General features: G+C 65.3%; 14 protein-coding genes. 10 read left to right on the forward strand and 4 right to left on the reverse strand.

Going from position 1 to position 14,708, the window contains the following annotated elements:
- Positions 1-23 precede the first annotated feature (23 nt).
- From ACWA1U_RS07480 to ACWA1U_RS07490, 3 genes are read left to right on the forward strand one after another with little or no spacing between them, the layout of a single operon-like run.
- Positions 24-692 carry a D-sedoheptulose-7-phosphate isomerase gene (locus ACWA1U_RS07480; protein WP_463724966.1) on the forward strand — a complete coding sequence of 223 codons (669 nt, stop codon included), beginning with the start codon at positions 24-26 and terminating at the stop codon, positions 690-692.
- Positions 692-2,089 carry a PfkB family carbohydrate kinase gene (locus ACWA1U_RS07485; RefSeq protein ID WP_463724967.1) on the forward strand — a complete coding sequence of 466 codons (1,398 nt, stop codon included), beginning with the start codon at positions 692-694 and terminating at the stop codon, positions 2,087-2,089. Before ACWA1U_RS07480 ends, ACWA1U_RS07485 begins: the two co-directional genes overlap by 1 nt.
- A 26-nt stretch (positions 2,090-2,115) precedes the next feature.
- Positions 2,116-2,817: an SDR family oxidoreductase gene (locus ACWA1U_RS07490; protein WP_463724701.1), complete on the forward strand. Its 702-nt coding sequence runs from the start codon at positions 2,116-2,118 to the stop codon at positions 2,815-2,817.
- A 12-nt stretch (positions 2,818-2,829) separates the two neighbouring features.
- Here the strand turns inward: ACWA1U_RS07490 and ACWA1U_RS07495 are convergent, their stop codons facing one another.
- Positions 2,830-3,927 (reverse strand): glycosyltransferase family 9 protein, encoded by a 1,098-nt coding sequence (locus ACWA1U_RS07495; RefSeq protein ID WP_463724968.1) that lies wholly within the window; start codon positions 3,925-3,927, stop codon positions 2,830-2,832.
- A 144-nt stretch (positions 3,928-4,071) separates the two neighbouring features.
- On the opposite strand from ACWA1U_RS07495, the gene ACWA1U_RS07500 reads away from it, so the two are divergent.
- The 4 genes from ACWA1U_RS07500 to rfaE2 all read left to right on the forward strand — a co-directional run bounded on the left by ACWA1U_RS07500 (position 4,072) and on the right by rfaE2 (position 8,190).
- Entirely contained in the window at positions 4,072-4,284 is a 213-nt protein-coding gene (locus tag ACWA1U_RS07500) for a hypothetical protein (protein WP_463724702.1), read from the forward strand.
- A gap of 23 nt (positions 4,285-4,307) precedes the next feature.
- Positions 4,308-5,225, forward strand: coding sequence for a Rieske (2Fe-2S) protein (locus ACWA1U_RS07505; RefSeq protein WP_463724703.1), 918 nt, complete (start codon positions 4,308-4,310; stop codon positions 5,223-5,225).
- A gap of 83 nt (positions 5,226-5,308) precedes the next feature.
- Entirely contained in the window at positions 5,309-6,709 is a 1,401-nt protein-coding gene (locus ACWA1U_RS07510) for an aldehyde dehydrogenase family protein (RefSeq protein WP_463724704.1), read from the forward strand.
- Positions 6,706-8,190: a D-glycero-beta-D-manno-heptose 1-phosphate adenylyltransferase gene (gene rfaE2 / locus ACWA1U_RS07515; protein WP_463724705.1), complete on the forward strand. Its 1,485-nt coding sequence runs from the start codon at positions 6,706-6,708 to the stop codon at positions 8,188-8,190. Before ACWA1U_RS07510 ends, rfaE2 begins: the two co-directional genes overlap by 4 nt.
- Positions 8,191-8,334: 144 nt before the next feature.
- Here rfaE2 and mraY read toward each other — a convergent pair whose 3' ends face one another.
- The gene (gene mraY, locus ACWA1U_RS07520) at positions 8,335-9,471 is read right to left on the reverse strand and encodes a phospho-N-acetylmuramoyl-pentapeptide-transferase (RefSeq protein WP_463724706.1); all 1,137 of its coding nucleotides are present in this window, start codon (positions 9,469-9,471) and stop codon (positions 8,335-8,337) included.
- A 413-nt stretch (positions 9,472-9,884) separates the two neighbouring features.
- On the opposite strand from mraY, the gene ACWA1U_RS07525 reads away from it, so the two are divergent.
- Positions 9,885-11,396, forward strand: coding sequence for an HNH endonuclease signature motif containing protein (locus ACWA1U_RS07525; protein ID WP_463724707.1), 1,512 nt, complete (start codon positions 9,885-9,887; stop codon positions 11,394-11,396).
- A 236-nt stretch (positions 11,397-11,632) separates the two neighbouring features.
- On the opposite strand, the gene ACWA1U_RS07530 is transcribed toward ACWA1U_RS07525, so the two are convergent.
- Positions 11,633-12,055, reverse strand: a complete 423-nt coding sequence (locus tag ACWA1U_RS07530) for a MerR family transcriptional regulator (protein WP_463724708.1) — start codon at positions 12,053-12,055, stop codon at positions 11,633-11,635.
- A 115-nt stretch (positions 12,056-12,170) separates the two neighbouring features.
- Between ACWA1U_RS07530 and ACWA1U_RS07535 the strand changes: the two genes are divergently transcribed.
- A complete protein-coding gene (locus tag ACWA1U_RS07535; protein WP_463724709.1) occupies positions 12,171-12,890 on the forward strand; it encodes an SDR family oxidoreductase in 720 nt (239 codons plus the stop codon).
- 82 nt (positions 12,891-12,972) lie between these two features.
- Here the strand turns inward: ACWA1U_RS07535 and ACWA1U_RS07540 are convergent, their stop codons facing one another.
- A complete protein-coding gene (locus tag ACWA1U_RS07540; RefSeq protein ID WP_463724710.1) occupies positions 12,973-14,067 on the reverse strand; it encodes a VIT1/CCC1 transporter family protein in 1,095 nt (364 codons plus the stop codon).
- Positions 14,068-14,270: 203 nt separating this feature from the next.
- Here ACWA1U_RS07540 and ACWA1U_RS07545 point away from each other — a divergent pair, with 203 nt between their 5' ends.
- Positions 14,271-14,708, forward strand: a complete 438-nt coding sequence (locus ACWA1U_RS07545; RefSeq protein WP_463724711.1) for a YidH family protein — start codon at positions 14,271-14,273, stop codon at positions 14,706-14,708.

The following is a 14,708-nucleotide window of genomic DNA, read 5'->3' on the forward strand; positions in this document are numbered from 1 at the left end:
TCCGCCCTGGACGCAGGCGGGGGCTGGTTCCCGTGCCGGTGCTGCCGGATCCTTCAGCGCCCGCACAGCCCGATCCCACACAACTCCCTGGCGCAGGCGACACAGCAGCCCTGGACGCCGTCGTCGAACATTTACAACAGGTGATGCCCGCCGTCGAATCCCTGATGTTGTCCGCTGGCAGGCTTGCGGAGTGGGGTGTCGACCTCGCGGACCGCCTGATGGGCGGGCAGCGGCTGCTCGCGGCAGGGAACGGTGGTTCGGCGGCGGAAGCCCAGCACCTTACGGCGGAACTGGTGGGACGGTTTGACGGCGAAAGGGAGCCGTTCTCGGCGATCTCGCTCCATGCGGAATCTTCCGCGGTCACGGCTATCTCGAACGACTACGGTTACGAGCACATGTTCGCCCGGCAGGTCCGCGCGCACGGACGGAAGGGTGACGTGCTGCTGCTGTTGAGCACCAGCGGCAAGAGCCCGAACCTGCTGCTCGCGGCAGAGGCAGCCCGCGAAGTTGGCGTAATCAGCTGGGCGCTGACCGGCCCCGGACCCAATCCGCTGACCGAGGTGTGCGACGAGCACGTGGCCATCGACGCTCGCTCGGCCAACGCCCAGGAGGGCCACCTGATCGCGCTGCACGCCCTGTGCCGGGCTTTCGATGGCGAAGTGGCCCGCCGCCGTGGACAGGAGACTGGATGATGAAGATCGTGGTGGTCGGGGACGTACTCCTCGACGTGGACCTCAGCGGCGCTTCCACCCGGTTATGCCCGGACGCGCCCGTGCCCGTTGTGGACGTGGAAGCAGCGGTCCGGCGTGCGGGAGGCGCCGGGCTGGTGGCCCGGATGCTCCAGCAACAGTTGCAGGGCCGGGCGGATTGCCAGGTGCAGCTGGTCACCGTGCTGTCCGACGACGACGCCGCCACGCGCCTCCGCGGGGAGCTCGGGGACATCCCGCTCGTAACCGGGCCATCGGGGGCTCCGACACCGGTGAAGACCCGCGTCCGGGCAGCGAACCAGGCCGTGGTCCGCTTCGATGAGGGCTGCGGGCCGGCGTCGGTGCCTGACGTGAGCGGCGAGATGCTCGCGGTGGTCGAGGCTGCCGACGTCGTTCTGGTTTCGGATTACGGGCGGGGGCTGACGGCCAACGCGGAACTGCGGGTGGTACTCGAGCGGATTGCCGCACGGATTCCGGTGGTCTGGGATCCGCACCCATTGGGCGCTGAGCCGGTGCGCGGAGTGGCAGCGGTGACGCCTAACCTGTCGGAGGCGCTCAAGGCCTCGGGCGGTGGGGGTGGTAAGCCGGCCGACGTCGTGAGGGCTGCGACGGATGCCGCGAAGGAACTCGAGCAGCGTTGGGGGAGCCGGGCCGTCGTCGTAACGTTGGGCGAACGCGGTGCGCTCATTCATCGCCAGGGAGAGAGCGGAGAGCTGCCGCACCTGGTGCCCGCGCCGCCCATCACGGCGAAGGACCCTTGCGGTGCCGGCGACCGGTTCTGTGCCACGCTGGCGCTGCGGTTGGGATCGGGGGCTGACCTGCTTGAAGCGACCCAGGCCGCCGTGTTAGCCGCCGCCGAGTTCCTGGCCGCAGGCGGCGTGGCCACACTCAACCGGGAACCGGGGCCGACAACGCTGCACGGCCCGTCGATCGACGCACTGCAGGTAGCGCACGCCACCCGTGTTGCGGGCGGAACAGTGGTTGCGACCGGAGGATGCTTTGACCTGCTGCACGCCGGGCACGCGCGCACACTCGCAGCTGCCCGGGCGCTTGGCGACTGCCTCATTGTCTGCCTCAATTCCGACGACTCGGTCCGCAGGCTCAAGGGGGCACAACGTCCCATCATGGGCGAGGACGACCGCGCGGAACTGCTTGAGGCCCTCGGCTGCGTGGACGCGGTGTACATCTTCGGCGAAGACACCCCTGTCGAAGCGCTCGCCGTCCTGCGCCCGGACATTTGGGTCAAGGGCGGCGACTACTCCGCCGCCGAATTACCGGAAGCCGCGCTCCTGCGCTCCTGGGGCGGCCAGACCGTAACTGTTCCCTATATACCCGCACGATCAACGACCTCCCTGGCCGCGGCGCTCGCCGAGGTCGGCTAACTACACGCTAATGAAGGAGAACATCCATGCCTGAATCGACTTTTAACCCCGGCCGCGTGCTCGTCACGGGTGGAGCGTCCGGTCTTGGAGCGGCCGTTGTGGCGAGCGTGCTCGACGCCGGTGGTACGCCCGTTGTGCTGGACCGCGACATCAGTGCGGTGTCCGGCGTCAAGGCGCTCGAGGTGGACGTCGCGGACCGTGAAGCCGTCAGCCGCGCCGTGCAGGAGGCGGCGGACATGCTGGACGGTCTTGACGCCGTCGTGACCGCTGCGGGAATCGACCGTTGCGGACGGTTGGAGGATGTGCCCGCGGGGGAGTGGGAGAAGGTGTTGGCGGTCAACCTCCTGGGCACCGTTTCGACGGTCCGCGCTGCGCTGCCCTACCTGAAGTCCAGCCACGGGCGGGTCATCACCATCGCGTCGACACTGGGCATCCGGGCTGTTGCGGACGCCACGGCGTACTGTGCGTCGAAGTTCGGCGTCGTCGGGTTCAGCCACGCGCTCGCAGCGGAGATGGCGGGCGAGATCGGGGTCACCACGCTGATCCCGGGCGGCATGGAGACCAGGTTCTTCGATGACCGCGACGAGAAGTACAAGCCGCAGGACAACTCCCGCCTCAACGATCCGCGAAAGGTGGCAGAGGCCATCCTCTTCGCACTGTCGCAGCCGCGCGGCTGCGAGGTCCGCCAGATGCTGATCTGCCACGAGGAAGAGGGTTCCTGGCCCTGAGGTCACGAGCGCTCAAAGGAGGGAACGCACGTCCGCGTAGACGGCCTCGGGCTGGATCTGCTGAACGAGCGAGTCATCATGCTCGCACCGCTCAGCGGTCCAGCCCACCTGCGTCACGTCCACTCCGCAGACCGGGCACGCGATCACCCAGGCGATGTGGACCCGGTGCAGCGTGCGGCCCAACGCTCCTGCGCTGATGGCGTTGCCGGCCCAGAAGATCCCCACGGTCGGCGTGCCGACCGCCTGGGCAAGGTGGCGCGGGCCGCTGTCGTTTCCAACCACCACCGACGCCACCGACAGCACTCCAACCAGATCGGAGAGGGATAGTTGGTCAGCGAGCGAGCGCATACTCCCAGCCTTCGGCCCGCCTGCGGATGCCGCCTGCCCAAGGATGTCCTCCGCAAGGGTGACGTCGCTGTCGTCGCCCACTATGACGACGTCGTTCCCGTCCGCCGCCGCCATTGCAGCTACGGCAGCGAACGACGACGACGGCCACCGCCGCCGCGGGTCCGTGGCACCGGGATGGAGGACCACGAGCGGCCGGTCCCTGCCGCCGACCAGACGCAGGCCGGCAGCCCGCTCTTCATCGGTCGCGGTGAAGCGCGGTTCGAGGGATACCGGCGCCGCACCCGCGAGGCCTGCGACTTCCAGGCCGCGGAGGAACTCGTTCTGGTAGTAGACGTAAGGCAGGTTCCGTTCGAGGGGCTCGGCGTCGGGCGTTTGCGTCCCCACGGTGTGCCGGGCGCCGAGCCGCAGGAGGAACGGGTTCGAATGCCTGCCGCCGCCGTGGAGCTGGATGGCGAGATCGAACTCGCGGGACTGCATGCGCGCGATGAAGTCGGAGGTCACCTTTGAGTCCTCGGAGCCTGGCCGCACACCAGGGAAGAAGGGCACGGTTTCGACGTCGGAAACCGGCCCCGGCCTGTTTAGAAGCAACGCCTGATGCAGCTCGGTTCCGAGCAGGGTGATGCGGGCTTCCGGGTATGCGTGCGCCAGCGCGTCCAGCGCTGGGTAGGCAAAGAGCAGATCTCCGAGGCCGCCACAGCGCAGGACCGCGATCCGGCGGACGCCGTCGAACTTCCCGAGCAGCGGTCCCACGCTCAACGACATAGTCACCTCAATCCAATCGGCCGCTCGGCCTGCAATTCCGCGGCGTCGACCGTCCAGAGGAAGCGCGGGACTGTCGACAGGAACAGTTGCTAAGCATACTGTTTATCTAAATCAGTACCCGACGTTGAAGGGACACCGGACACCATGACGGAGCAGAATCCTGACCTCTCACCTGAGGCGGAAGAAGAGACGGTGGAGCACATCGCCGAAGACGTGAAGGCTGAGATTCGCCTTGGCCATGTCGAAGACGATGTCACCCACGTTTTGGAAGAGCGCCTCGACGAGGCGGGCGTCCATCTTCGTCCGGAGAAGGTTGATGACTTGGCCGAAGATATCGAAAACGACGTTTCAAGCTAACGTCCACGCTAAGGAGCACCGTCATGAAACTGGCAGATATCAACGCACTGGTCGAGAGCGTGGTTGACCGCGTGGAACGAGCCGAGTTCCTGGACGCCCCCGCGGACAAGGCAGCCGGCGTCGTATCCCGGGTTCTCAAACCCGGCGCCGTCAAGAACCTGCTCAGCGGGACGGGAACAGGTCATCCGGCGCACCCAATCATCGTGTTGATACCGCTCGGATCCTGGGCTTCGGCGCTCTACCTTGATGTGATGGGCAAGGAATCAGAGGGTATCGCGGCGCGGCGCCTGCTCGCGCTCGGAAACCTGAGTGCTGTGCCGACCGTGCTCACCGGTCTCAGCGACTGGGCCGACACACTAGGCGCCGAGCGCCGCGTCGGGCTGGTCCACGCCTCACTGAACCTAACGGGCATCGCATTCTTCGTCGGCAGTTCGCTGGCCAGAGTCGCCGGTGCCCGCAAGCTCGGCGTCTTCTCCGCGGTCCTGGGTATGGGCGCGGTCTCAGCGGGTGGTTGGCTCGGCGGACACCTCGCCTACGCCCGTGGTGTCGGAACGGATACGACGGCGTTCGAGGTGCCGCCCGAAGGCTGGACCGACGTTGCCGCCGTCGTCGACGTCACCGATCGCCCGATCGCCGTCGATGCTGGCGGCGTCGCCGTGCTCCTGGTCCGGCATGCCGGTGAGATCCGGGCGTTGACCGACCGGTGCACCCACCGCGGCGCGCCCCTTCACGAAGGCACCGTCGAGGACGGTTGCGTGGTCTGTCCGTGGCATGCGAGCCGTTTCCGGCTGAGCGACGGTCAGGTTGACCAGGGCCCGGCCACGCGGCCACAGCGCACCTTCGAAGTGCGGACGGTTGACGGCAGGGTGCAGCTCAAAGCCAGCGAAGATCCCGGCAGTCTGCGCAGCGAACCGGTCACCGGCGCTTCCTTGAGCCGGTAGTACTTCGGGCGGTCGTGTGTGAACGGCGGCGTTCCTGGGTACATGCCATGCACGCAAGGCACTTGACCGCCATAAGGAGCCCAATGACAAGCGAGCCCCACACCATCACCGCACGCCCCGACGCCATCACCATCCTTGATCCGCGGGACGGGACCGAGGTGGGAAGCCTTGAGTCTGCCAGTAGGGAGCAGGTATCCCTCGCGGTGCAACTCGCGCGCGCGGTCCAGGCGGAGTGGGCTGCCGTTGATCCGGCGGAGCGGGCGAAGATGGTCCGCGCCGGAGCCGACGCTCTGCGTAGCGGCGCCGATCGGCTCGCTGAATTGAACAGCCGGGAAACCGGGCGGCCGCGGGAGGAAGCGCTCGGCGGTATCGAAGCGGGAGCTTCGACCCTCGAACAATATGCCGAACTGGGCCCGCTGCACCGCGGCCTGAGCCTTCGGGGTTCGGCGCTCGCAGCTGACTACACGGTCACGGAGCCACGCGGGGTGGCGGCGATCTTCACTCCGTGGAATGACCCGGTAGCTGTCGCGGCCGGGCTGCTTGGAGCGGCCCTGGCCACCGGCAACACCGTGATCCACAAGCCGAGTGAGCGCTGTCCCCACCTTGGCCAACTGCTGGGTGAGTTGCTGTCGCCGTGTTTCCCGGCGGGCGTGCTGACCACCCTGAGCGGTGGGCCCGAGGTAGGCACCTTGGTCACCATGGAGGATGGCGTGGACGTTTACGCGCACGTGGGTTCCAGCGCCACCGGAGCACGCATCGCAAGGGCCGGCGTCCTCACCGGTGCGCACGTACTGCGCGAGAACGGCGGAAACGATCCGCTGTTGATTGACGACGACGTCGACCCCGCGTGGGCTGCGGAACAAGCCGCCATTGGAGCTTTCAGCAACGTCGGCCAGATCTGTACTTCGGTTGAACGGATCTACGTTCACGAAGCCATCGCTGATGAGTTCTGCGGGGCGCTTGTTGAGCAGGCACGGCAGCGCAACGCCTCCGGGGAGTTCGCTCCGCTGGTGGACCTGCGGATGCGGGAAGCCGTCCACGGCCAGGTGGAGGCTGCTGTGCGGATGGGTGCCGAGGCCGCTGAGGGTGGCGCTGTTCCCGATGGGCCGGGCGCGTTCTACCCCGCCACGGTGCTGCTGAACTGCACTGAACAGATGGACGTGATGGGCGAGGAGACCTTCGGGCCCGTTGCTCCCGTGGTGCGGGTGTCCAGTTTCGACGAAGGCCTTCAGCTCGCGGCCGCCGGAAAGTACGGGTTGGCGGCCAACGTGCTCACGGGGCGGATCAAACATGCGCAGCGGGCGGTTGCAGTGCTGAAGGTCGGAACGGTCAAGGTGAACGCAGTGTTCGGTGGGGCGCCGGGTGGGTCGGCGCAGCCGCGTCGCGACAGCGGCCAGGGCTTCGGCTACGGACCCGAACTGCTCGACGAGTTCACCCAGGTCAAGGTTGTACATATCGAGGCGCCGGGGGGGTCGCGGCGATGAGTGCGCTCAGCACCCTCCGCGGCCTCGCCGAGTGGGTGCCCGCTGAACTGGCCAGGGCGGCGCCGGTGGTGACTGTCATCGGTGACGTGATTCTCGACGGCTGGTGGAGCGGGAGCATTGAACGGTTCTGCCGCGAGGCGCCGGCGCCGGTGGTCGACGTCCAGCGCCGCGAGTATGCGCCCGGTGGCGCAGCAAATACTGCCATGAACCTTGCTGCCATGGGAGCGAGGGTGCGGCTGGTGGGCGCGGTGGGGAACGACGACGCCGGCACCCGGCTGCGTGCCCTTCTCGACGACGCCGGGGTGGACACTACCGCGCTGCTTGTTGTCGATGGGCACCGGACCACCACCAAGTACCGCATCATCGGCGGGGACCAGGTGATGCTGCGGCTCGATGACCAGGCGGAAACACCGCCAGCCGAAGCTCTGGTTGCTCTCGCTGCGTCCGTGCCGGGCGCCGTCCAGGGGAGTGCGGCCGTCGTTGTCTGTGACTACGGTTCGGGTGAGTTGGGGGAGCCGGCGCTGGAGGCTCTCCGCGCCTCGGCCGGCGGCGCATTGACTGTCGTCGATGCCCACGATCCGCGGCCGTGGGCTGCCCTGTCACCGGACATCGTCACGCCGAATGCGCAGGAGGCGGCCAAGCTGCTCGGCACGAGCTTCAGCGGCAGCGCGCCGGGTGACCGCAGCGCGTTCCTGACCGAACGCCGCGGCGAACTGTTCCACGCGACGGGTGCTTCCGCCGTCGTCGTGACCCTTGACCGAGACGGAACCGTGCTCCTGTCCGCGGAAGGGCAGGTACACCGGACGTGGGCGAGGCCGGCGTCGGAGAAGCAGGCCTCGGGTGCTGGGGACACGTTCGTTGCGTGCCTCACCGCGGCGCGTGCTGCGGGCATGCCGATGACGACGGCGCTGGACCTTGCGCAGGCGGCGGCGGACGTGGTGGTCGGGCGGCCGGGGACGTCAGTGTGTTCCACGGCGGACCTGACGGAGTACCTGGGCGGCTTGGCTTCCACTGTGTTGTCGACCGATGAACTGTTACGCCGGGTTGGTGAACAGCGTGGGCTTGGCCGCCGAATTGTGTTGACGAATGGGTGCTTCGACGTGCTGCACCGAGGGCACACGCGCTACCTGACGCAGGCGAAGCAGTTGGGCGATGTTCTCGTTGTGGCGCTCAACAGCGATGATTCCACGCGCCGGCTGAAGGGCCCTGACCGCCCGATCAACGCTGTCGCCGACCGTGCAGGGGTGATCGCGTCGCTGAGTTGCGTGGATTTCGTGACGGTGTTTGATACCGATACGCCTGTCCCGCTGATCGAGGCGCTCAGGCCGGACGTCTATGCCAAGGGCGGGGACTACTCTTCGCAGATGCTGGAGGAAGCCCCTGTGGTCGAGCGGTGTGGAGGAGTAGTGCGGATTCTGGATTACGTTTCGGAGCTTTCGACGACGGCGGTGGTCGAGAAGATCCGAATGTTGCCAACTTGATAAAATCTACTCATCCTTTTCTCATGAATTATCAGTAGGCTTATGAGTGCGCACCTTTTGGGTGCGTGAGGGCCGTCCGAGACTGCGGCGCTCGATGCCGGTAGCCACGCTGTGTTCCCCCAACACCCCTGGCTGCCGGCATCCTTACTCAAGGCCCCTGATCAGGCTCCTACTCTGGTCAGCTCCTACGAGCCACTCCGCGTAGAAGATTCCCAGGGCGACAGCGACGAAGAGCCCGGCAATAATCCAAAAGCGGGCCACAACCGTGACCTGCTCCCAGCCCTTCAATTCGAAGTGGTGATGGAGCGGGGTCATTCGGAAGACGCGTTTGCCGCCGGAAAGCTTGAAGAAGCTGACCTGGATGATGACGGACAGGGTGATCATGACGAAGAGGCCGGCCATGACCACCAGGAGGAGTTGGGTGCGGGAAAGAATGGCGAATCCAGCGATTGCCGCGCCGAGGGCCAGCGAGCCGGTGTCGCCCATGATGATCTTTGCTGGAGATGTGTTCCACCACAGGAACCCGACGAGTGAGCCGCATAGGGCTGCGGCGATCAGCGCGAGATCCAGTGGGTCACGTACTTCGTAACAGATGGTTGTTGGGACGCTGGGGTCGGTGCAGCGCTGGTTGAACTGCCAGATGCCCATCAGCATGTAGGCGCCGAAGACGAAGATTGAAGCGCCGGTGGCAAGGCCGTCCAGCCCGTCGGTGATGTTCACGCCGTTGGAGGCGGCGGTGAGGATGAGGTTGGACCACAGGATGAAGAGGATCGCTCCGATCAACGGACCGGCAAAAGCCAGGTCGAAGGATGTGTCACGGACAAACGAGATAGCGGTGGAGGCGGGAGTCCGCCCAGTTTCGTCGGGGAAGTTCAGGGCGAGGACGGCGAACGTTACTCCCACAACTGTCTGGCCGAGGATCTTCGCTGGTGCGGTGAGGCCGAGACTGCGCTGCTTGGTGATCTTTATGTAGTCGTCGAGAAAACCCACTATGCCCATGCCGGCGGTGACCATCAACAGCAGGACCCCCGATGCTGTGGGACCACTCATCTGCCCGGCCAACACCATGACGCCGTGGGTTGCGAAGTAGGCGAGAATCACCGACCCGATAATCACGATGCCGCCCATGGTGGGGGTGCCGCGTTTGGTGTGGTGTGAGACTGGGCCGTCTTCGCGAATGAACTGGCCGTAGTTCTTCCGGACCAGGAAACGGGTGAGGAGCGGGGTGCCGGCCAGCGACAACACCAGGGCCGTAGCCGCGGTAATCAGCAGCGCGATCATGTGAAGGTGCCCCCTTGAGCGTTTATTGCTTCAGTCTGCGACTGAGGTTGATCGCCGGGCACCGCCGCCGATTCGTTTGAGAGCCGATCCTATCGGATGGGGTGGGCGGCGTTGGGACGGGAGCATCGCGTAGCCCAGCTGTGGTGACAAAGGTCCTGTCCTGGCCAGCTTCCTTATTGTGTTGGTTCAGGTTAGTTCCCACGAAGTCGGGCAGCTCCAGCCTTGGATGCGCGCGCAGATAGGTGGGTTCGACGGCGGAACGTAAAACTGTCAGAGGCGGGTGATTGACTGTTTTGCATGGAGAACGGTACCGAGGTCTTGGTTGAGGACGCCCCTGGCAGGGATGCCTTTGAGGACGCCTTTGCCGGGATAGCCGTGGAGATTTCCTCGCGGCTGGCCTGGTTGAGTCTGGTGTGTCGTTGTTTGATGTGCCGTTGAAGGATGCCTTTGAGCTGTTCTCCGGTTTGGAGCCTGGTGATGGGGATTTTGATCAGCACGCCCGTGACCTGGTGGAGGATGCTGACCCGTTCTCCCTGGTCGGCAGGCTGCTGCATGCGATCTCGGAGGAATCCGTAAAGTTCCAGACGCTACCTGACCTTGTGGATTTGCTGCGGGCAGCTGACCGGCTAACAGCGTGGGCTGCAGCACGGCAAGCCGCGCTGACGGCCCGGGTGTATCACCGGATCGCTGAGCGGCATGTCTCCCCAGACAGGGCTGACCACACTGGGATGAGTTTCAGCCTTGCCGTGCAGGAAATCGCGCCGCTGCTACGGGTACCGGGGCGCACCGCTCACCGTCTCCTCGGACAAGCCCTCCGATTAACCGAAGGCCTGCCAGCAACCCTGTCCGCCCTCGAGGCCGGGTCTATCAGCCCCGTCCAGGCCCAGGTCATCGTGGAGGAATCCGGCGCCCTCCCGGTTGAAGGGTTGCGCGGGTTCGAACAGGACATCCTCACCACGGCAGGTAAACTCACCCGCCCCCAACTGGCCCGCAGGTGCCGGCGGTTACGCGAAGAACTCCACTCCGAATCCATCACCGAACGTAGGGCGCGGGCGGTGAAGGACCGCGACGTCACCGTCCACCCGGAACAAGACGGGATGGCCTGGCTCGGCGCCTACCTACCAGCGGAGCAAGCCCAGGGAATCTTCAACCGGGTCGACACCGCAGCCCGGTGCCTGCAAGGCCCCGGCGAAGCACGGACCCTACCCCAACTAAGGGCCGACGTCTTCGCTGACGTACTCACGCACACCTGTTCAGGGGATGCGAAGAAGGGCACCGGGTATCGCGGGATCGGAGCGACTGTCTTCGTCACCGTACCCGTCATGACCCTTCTCGGACACCACAAAACCACCTGGAAAAACATGGCCACCAAAGGCGGAGACGCCAACAGTGGCGATGGTAGGGGCGGAAACACTGGCCCGTCGAAGGACACCAGTGCTGGTCCTGCTGCTGCCTCCGAGGGAACTCCAGGGTCTCCGGGTGTGCCGGGGCTCGACGGGTGTGAGAACGGGCTCCTCGACGGGTACGGGCCCATCGACCCAGGCACCGCCGCGAAGCTCGCCGCGCACGCCACAAGCTTCACCAGGATCCTGGTCCACCCCGAAACCGGTGCCGTGATCAGCGTCGGCAGAGACAAATACCGGCCACCGAAACACTTACAAGACTGGGTGCGGGTCACCAACCCAACCTGCGTCCACCCCGGCTGCACCAGATCCTCATTCACCAGCGAAATAGACCACACCACCCCCTGGGCACACGGCGGAACAACAGAACTCCACAACCTCAAACCCAGATGCAAACTCCACCACAAACTCAAAACCGACGGCTACTGGACCATCACACCCACCAAACACGGAACAGAACAAGCCACCTCACTCAGCGGCAAAACCTACACCCCACCACCCCAACCACCACCACCCTTCTAGCCGGTCCCAGACGCGCACGAATGCTGCTGCGCGCTGATTTAGGGGGTGCTATTGACGTCACGCGCAGACGTGCGCGGAGGCCGTTGTCGCTGTGCGCCGACGTGGGCGGTTGCTGTGCGCGGGCGTGGGTAGGCGTTGCTGTTGCGGTTGCTGTCGCCGTGCGCGGGGTGAATCGGTGCTGTTGCTGACGCGCTGATGTGCGGGGCATGTAAAAGCCCAAGCCCAAGACCCGGCAGCTACCGGACGTTGGTAAGGGCGCGGTCGTACTCAGCCGCTGACGCCTGGGCAGGTTCACGCAGGGCCGGGCAATGCTCAGGCGTTGGGTTGTGCGCAATGTCGATCATGCGGTCGAGAGCATCACGGGCCGCTGCCAAAGAGTTCAACGAGTCGGTGATGCGGGCACGCTCCGCCTCGAGCATCGCGAACACTTCCGGAGTCGAGGCGCCTGCGTCAACACACGGCAGCAGCTGAACGATCGTGCGGCTTGGCAGGCCAGCAGCAAAGAATTGTTGGATCAGCTGGACCCGCTCAACAGCCGAGTCTGTATAGACCCGTTGACCCGCGGTGGTTCGGGTGGAGGCAAGAAGATCCTGCTCCTCGTAGTATCGGAGGGCTCGTGTGCTGACCCCGGAACGCCGGGCGAGTTCACCGATGCGCATGTGTTGATCCTCACGTAGAAGGCGAAACGCTGAAAGGCGACTTGCCCTTAACGTCAACGTCAACTCCTACGGTATAGGAACTAGACGAAAACCCCTCGATTACTAAAGGAACTTCATGGACATCACAGGACAGACAGCGCTCGTCACCGGAGCCAATCGCGGGATCGGCTACCAGTTCGTACTCGAACTACTCGAACGTGGCGCGACGAAGGTTTACGCAGCCAGCCGACGCCCGGAGTCTGTTGATTTCGGGGGCGACAGCCGGGTCATTCCGCTCGGACTAGATCTCCTGGACCACCAATCGGTCGTCTCCGCGGCGGAGACAGCGCACGATGTCACCCTGTTGGTGAACAATGCCGGCATCGCCACGTCAACGCCCCTCATCACCGGTGACCTCGACAAGATCCGACTCGAAATGGACACGCATTTCTGGGGAACCCTCGACGTGAGCCGCGCATTCGCCCCGGTACTCAAGTCGAACAACGGCGGCGCTATCGTCAACATCCTCTCGGCGCTGTCATGGTTCTCCTACCCCGGAAACGGTGCTTACGGCGCAGCGAAAGCCGCTGAATGGAACATGACCAACGGCATCCGCCAGGATCTCGCTGCCCAGGGAACCCTCGTTCAGGGTGTCCACCTCGGAGCAGCAGACACCGACATCATGGCTGGTTATGAGGGCCCGATGATCGCCCCGCGTGACGTAGCGCGCGCCTCACTTGACGGCCTCGCGACCGGCGCAATTGAAGTGATCGTGGATGACTGGAGCGCCATGGTCAAGGCATCTCTCGCAGCCGACCCCTCCTCGTTCTACGCGCAGCTCCAGGCAAGCCTGTAACACTGAGACCGAATAACACTGTGACCGAAGGGACCCGCACAGAAAGCCTGCTGTGCGGGTCCACAGGAGTTCAAAGCATCGCTTAGGCTACCGACACCCCGAACGCGAGTCCCAACAGGTACGTAGCTGCGGCTGCACCGAGCCCGATCGCAAGCTGCCGCAACGCGCGTTTCAGCGGCGACGCCCCCGAAAGCAGCCCGACGACGGCGCCCGTCGCCAACAGCGCCAGACCCACCAGCGTGCAGGCAATGACTACCGCAACCAGCCCGGTCAGCCCAAACAGATACGGAAGAACAGGGATCACAGCGCCGGACGCGAAGAAGCAGAAACTCGCCGCAGCCGCTCCCATCCCCGTTCCCACTGCTTCGTAGTCGTCCTTATGCTCAAACCGCTCCGGCTGATAGGACAGGCTGGGGTCGCAGTCGCAGCTAAACCGGCCCAAACGTTCCGCAGCCCGATGCTCCGCCGCATCCAGCGACATCCCCCTCGCCCGGTACACCAGCACCAGCTCGTTCGCGTTGATATCGAGCTCCTTGGCCGCCTCCAACGTGACCTGCGTGGGCCGCGACGCCGAAAGGAGCTCCCGCTGCGACCGAACCGAAACGTACTCACCCGCACCCATTGAGAGCGCTCCGGCGAGAAGCCCGGCGAGCCCGCTGAACAACACAAACGCGCTCGAAACTCCCGTTGCACCGATGCCCATAATGAGCGCCAGGTTGCTCACCAGCCCGTCATTGGCTCCGAAAACGGCAGCCCGGAAATTACCCGACAATCGGTTTCGCCCACGCGTCGCTAGACCACGCACAACTTCCTCATGAATTTGCTCATCCGCAGCCATCGCGCTCGTGGCATAAGGGTCTTCCGCATAAGGTGACCGACCCTCGGCACGCTGCGCAAGAGCCAGTACGAAGACCGAACCGAACCGGCGCGCCAGGAAACCAAGCACCCGGTTACGGAAGGAAGCGCGCGCGGGTTTGCCGGCGTCGTCGCCCAGTAGCTTCAGCCAATGCTGCTCGTGCCGACCTTCGGCAGCGGCGAGGGCGAGCAGGATCTCCTGCTCTTCACCGGCCCGCTTCCGCGCGAGGTAGCGGTAAGTCGCGGCTTCGGCGCGTTCGTCGGCCAGATACTGCCGCCAGCGCTTGATGTCGGCCGGGGTGCGCGTTGCCTGTGGCGTCACGGATGGCTCCTGATTTCACTGACCAGGGCTTCCAGATGGGGGCTCCGGCCACTTAACGAATGTATGGCCGAAGGTCTCGCTCGCCGCCTGAACGGTGGACTGCCGGGCGTCATCGCTGAACACCAGTATGTCGACAGGCCTCGGAATTCCTCCCGGAGCTACTCCCCTTCGCAAACGTCCATACTACCCGCACCCGGCCGCTTATGTTCCCGTCCCGGGGTATTACTGGCACTACGCTGGAACCCGTGAATACAGCACCGAACGACGACGACGGCGGGCGGAGCGCCCTCGCCTGGCGCCTCCTGCGCGGCGGCAGCGAGCCGGACCCCCGCTTCACGCTCGCTAACGAGCGGACCTTCCTTGCCTGGATCCGGACCTCCCTTGCCCTGTTGGCCGGCGGGATCGCCGTGGAAGCTTTCACGACTGACATCTTCGTTCCCGCCCTCAGGACCACCGTGGCCGTCCTGCTGCTCCTGCTCGCCATGATCATTGCGGCCGTGGCGTGCTTCCGCTGGCTCAACGTCGAGCGGGCCATGCGGCACGGATCGCCGCTGCCGTTGCCGTTCCTCGCGCCGCTGCTGGCGCTCGGCGGCACGGTGGTTGCCGCCGTCGTTATCGTGTTTGTCCTGGTGCGGGCCTGA

The sequence above is a fragment of the Arthrobacter sp. TRD_SC_6 genome (genome assembly GCF_055361185.1).

What these genes read in the sequence shown, in the direction of transcription:
- ACWA1U_RS07485 (WP_463724967.1), top strand. Translation starts at nt 692, where the DNA reads ATGAAGATCGTGGTGGTCGGGGACGTACTCCTCGACGTGGACCTCAGC.
- ACWA1U_RS07545 (WP_463724711.1), top strand. Translation starts at nt 14,271, where the DNA reads ATGTTCCCGTCCCGGGGTATTACTGGCACTACGCTGGAACCCGTGAAT.
- ACWA1U_RS07535 (WP_463724709.1), top strand. Translation starts at nt 12,171, where the DNA reads ATGGACATCACAGGACAGACAGCGCTCGTCACCGGAGCCAATCGCGGG.
- ACWA1U_RS07490 (WP_463724701.1), top strand. Translation starts at nt 2,116, where the DNA reads ATGCCTGAATCGACTTTTAACCCCGGCCGCGTGCTCGTCACGGGTGGA.
- rfaE2 (WP_463724705.1), top strand. Translation starts at nt 6,706, where the DNA reads ATGAGTGCGCTCAGCACCCTCCGCGGCCTCGCCGAGTGGGTGCCCGCT.
- ACWA1U_RS07510 (WP_463724704.1), top strand. Translation starts at nt 5,309, where the DNA reads ATGACAAGCGAGCCCCACACCATCACCGCACGCCCCGACGCCATCACC.
- ACWA1U_RS07530 (WP_463724708.1), bottom strand. Translation starts at nt 12,055, where the DNA reads ATGCGCATCGGTGAACTCGCCCGGCGTTCCGGGGTCAGCACACGAGCC.
- ACWA1U_RS07495 (WP_463724968.1), bottom strand. Translation starts at nt 3,927, where the DNA reads ATGTCGTTGAGCGTGGGACCGCTGCTCGGGAAGTTCGACGGCGTCCGC.
- ACWA1U_RS07500 (WP_463724702.1), top strand. Translation starts at nt 4,072, where the DNA reads ATGACGGAGCAGAATCCTGACCTCTCACCTGAGGCGGAAGAAGAGACG.
- ACWA1U_RS07505 (WP_463724703.1), top strand. Translation starts at nt 4,308, where the DNA reads ATGAAACTGGCAGATATCAACGCACTGGTCGAGAGCGTGGTTGACCGC.
- mraY (WP_463724706.1), bottom strand. Translation starts at nt 9,471, where the DNA reads ATGATCGCGCTGCTGATTACCGCGGCTACGGCCCTGGTGTTGTCGCTG.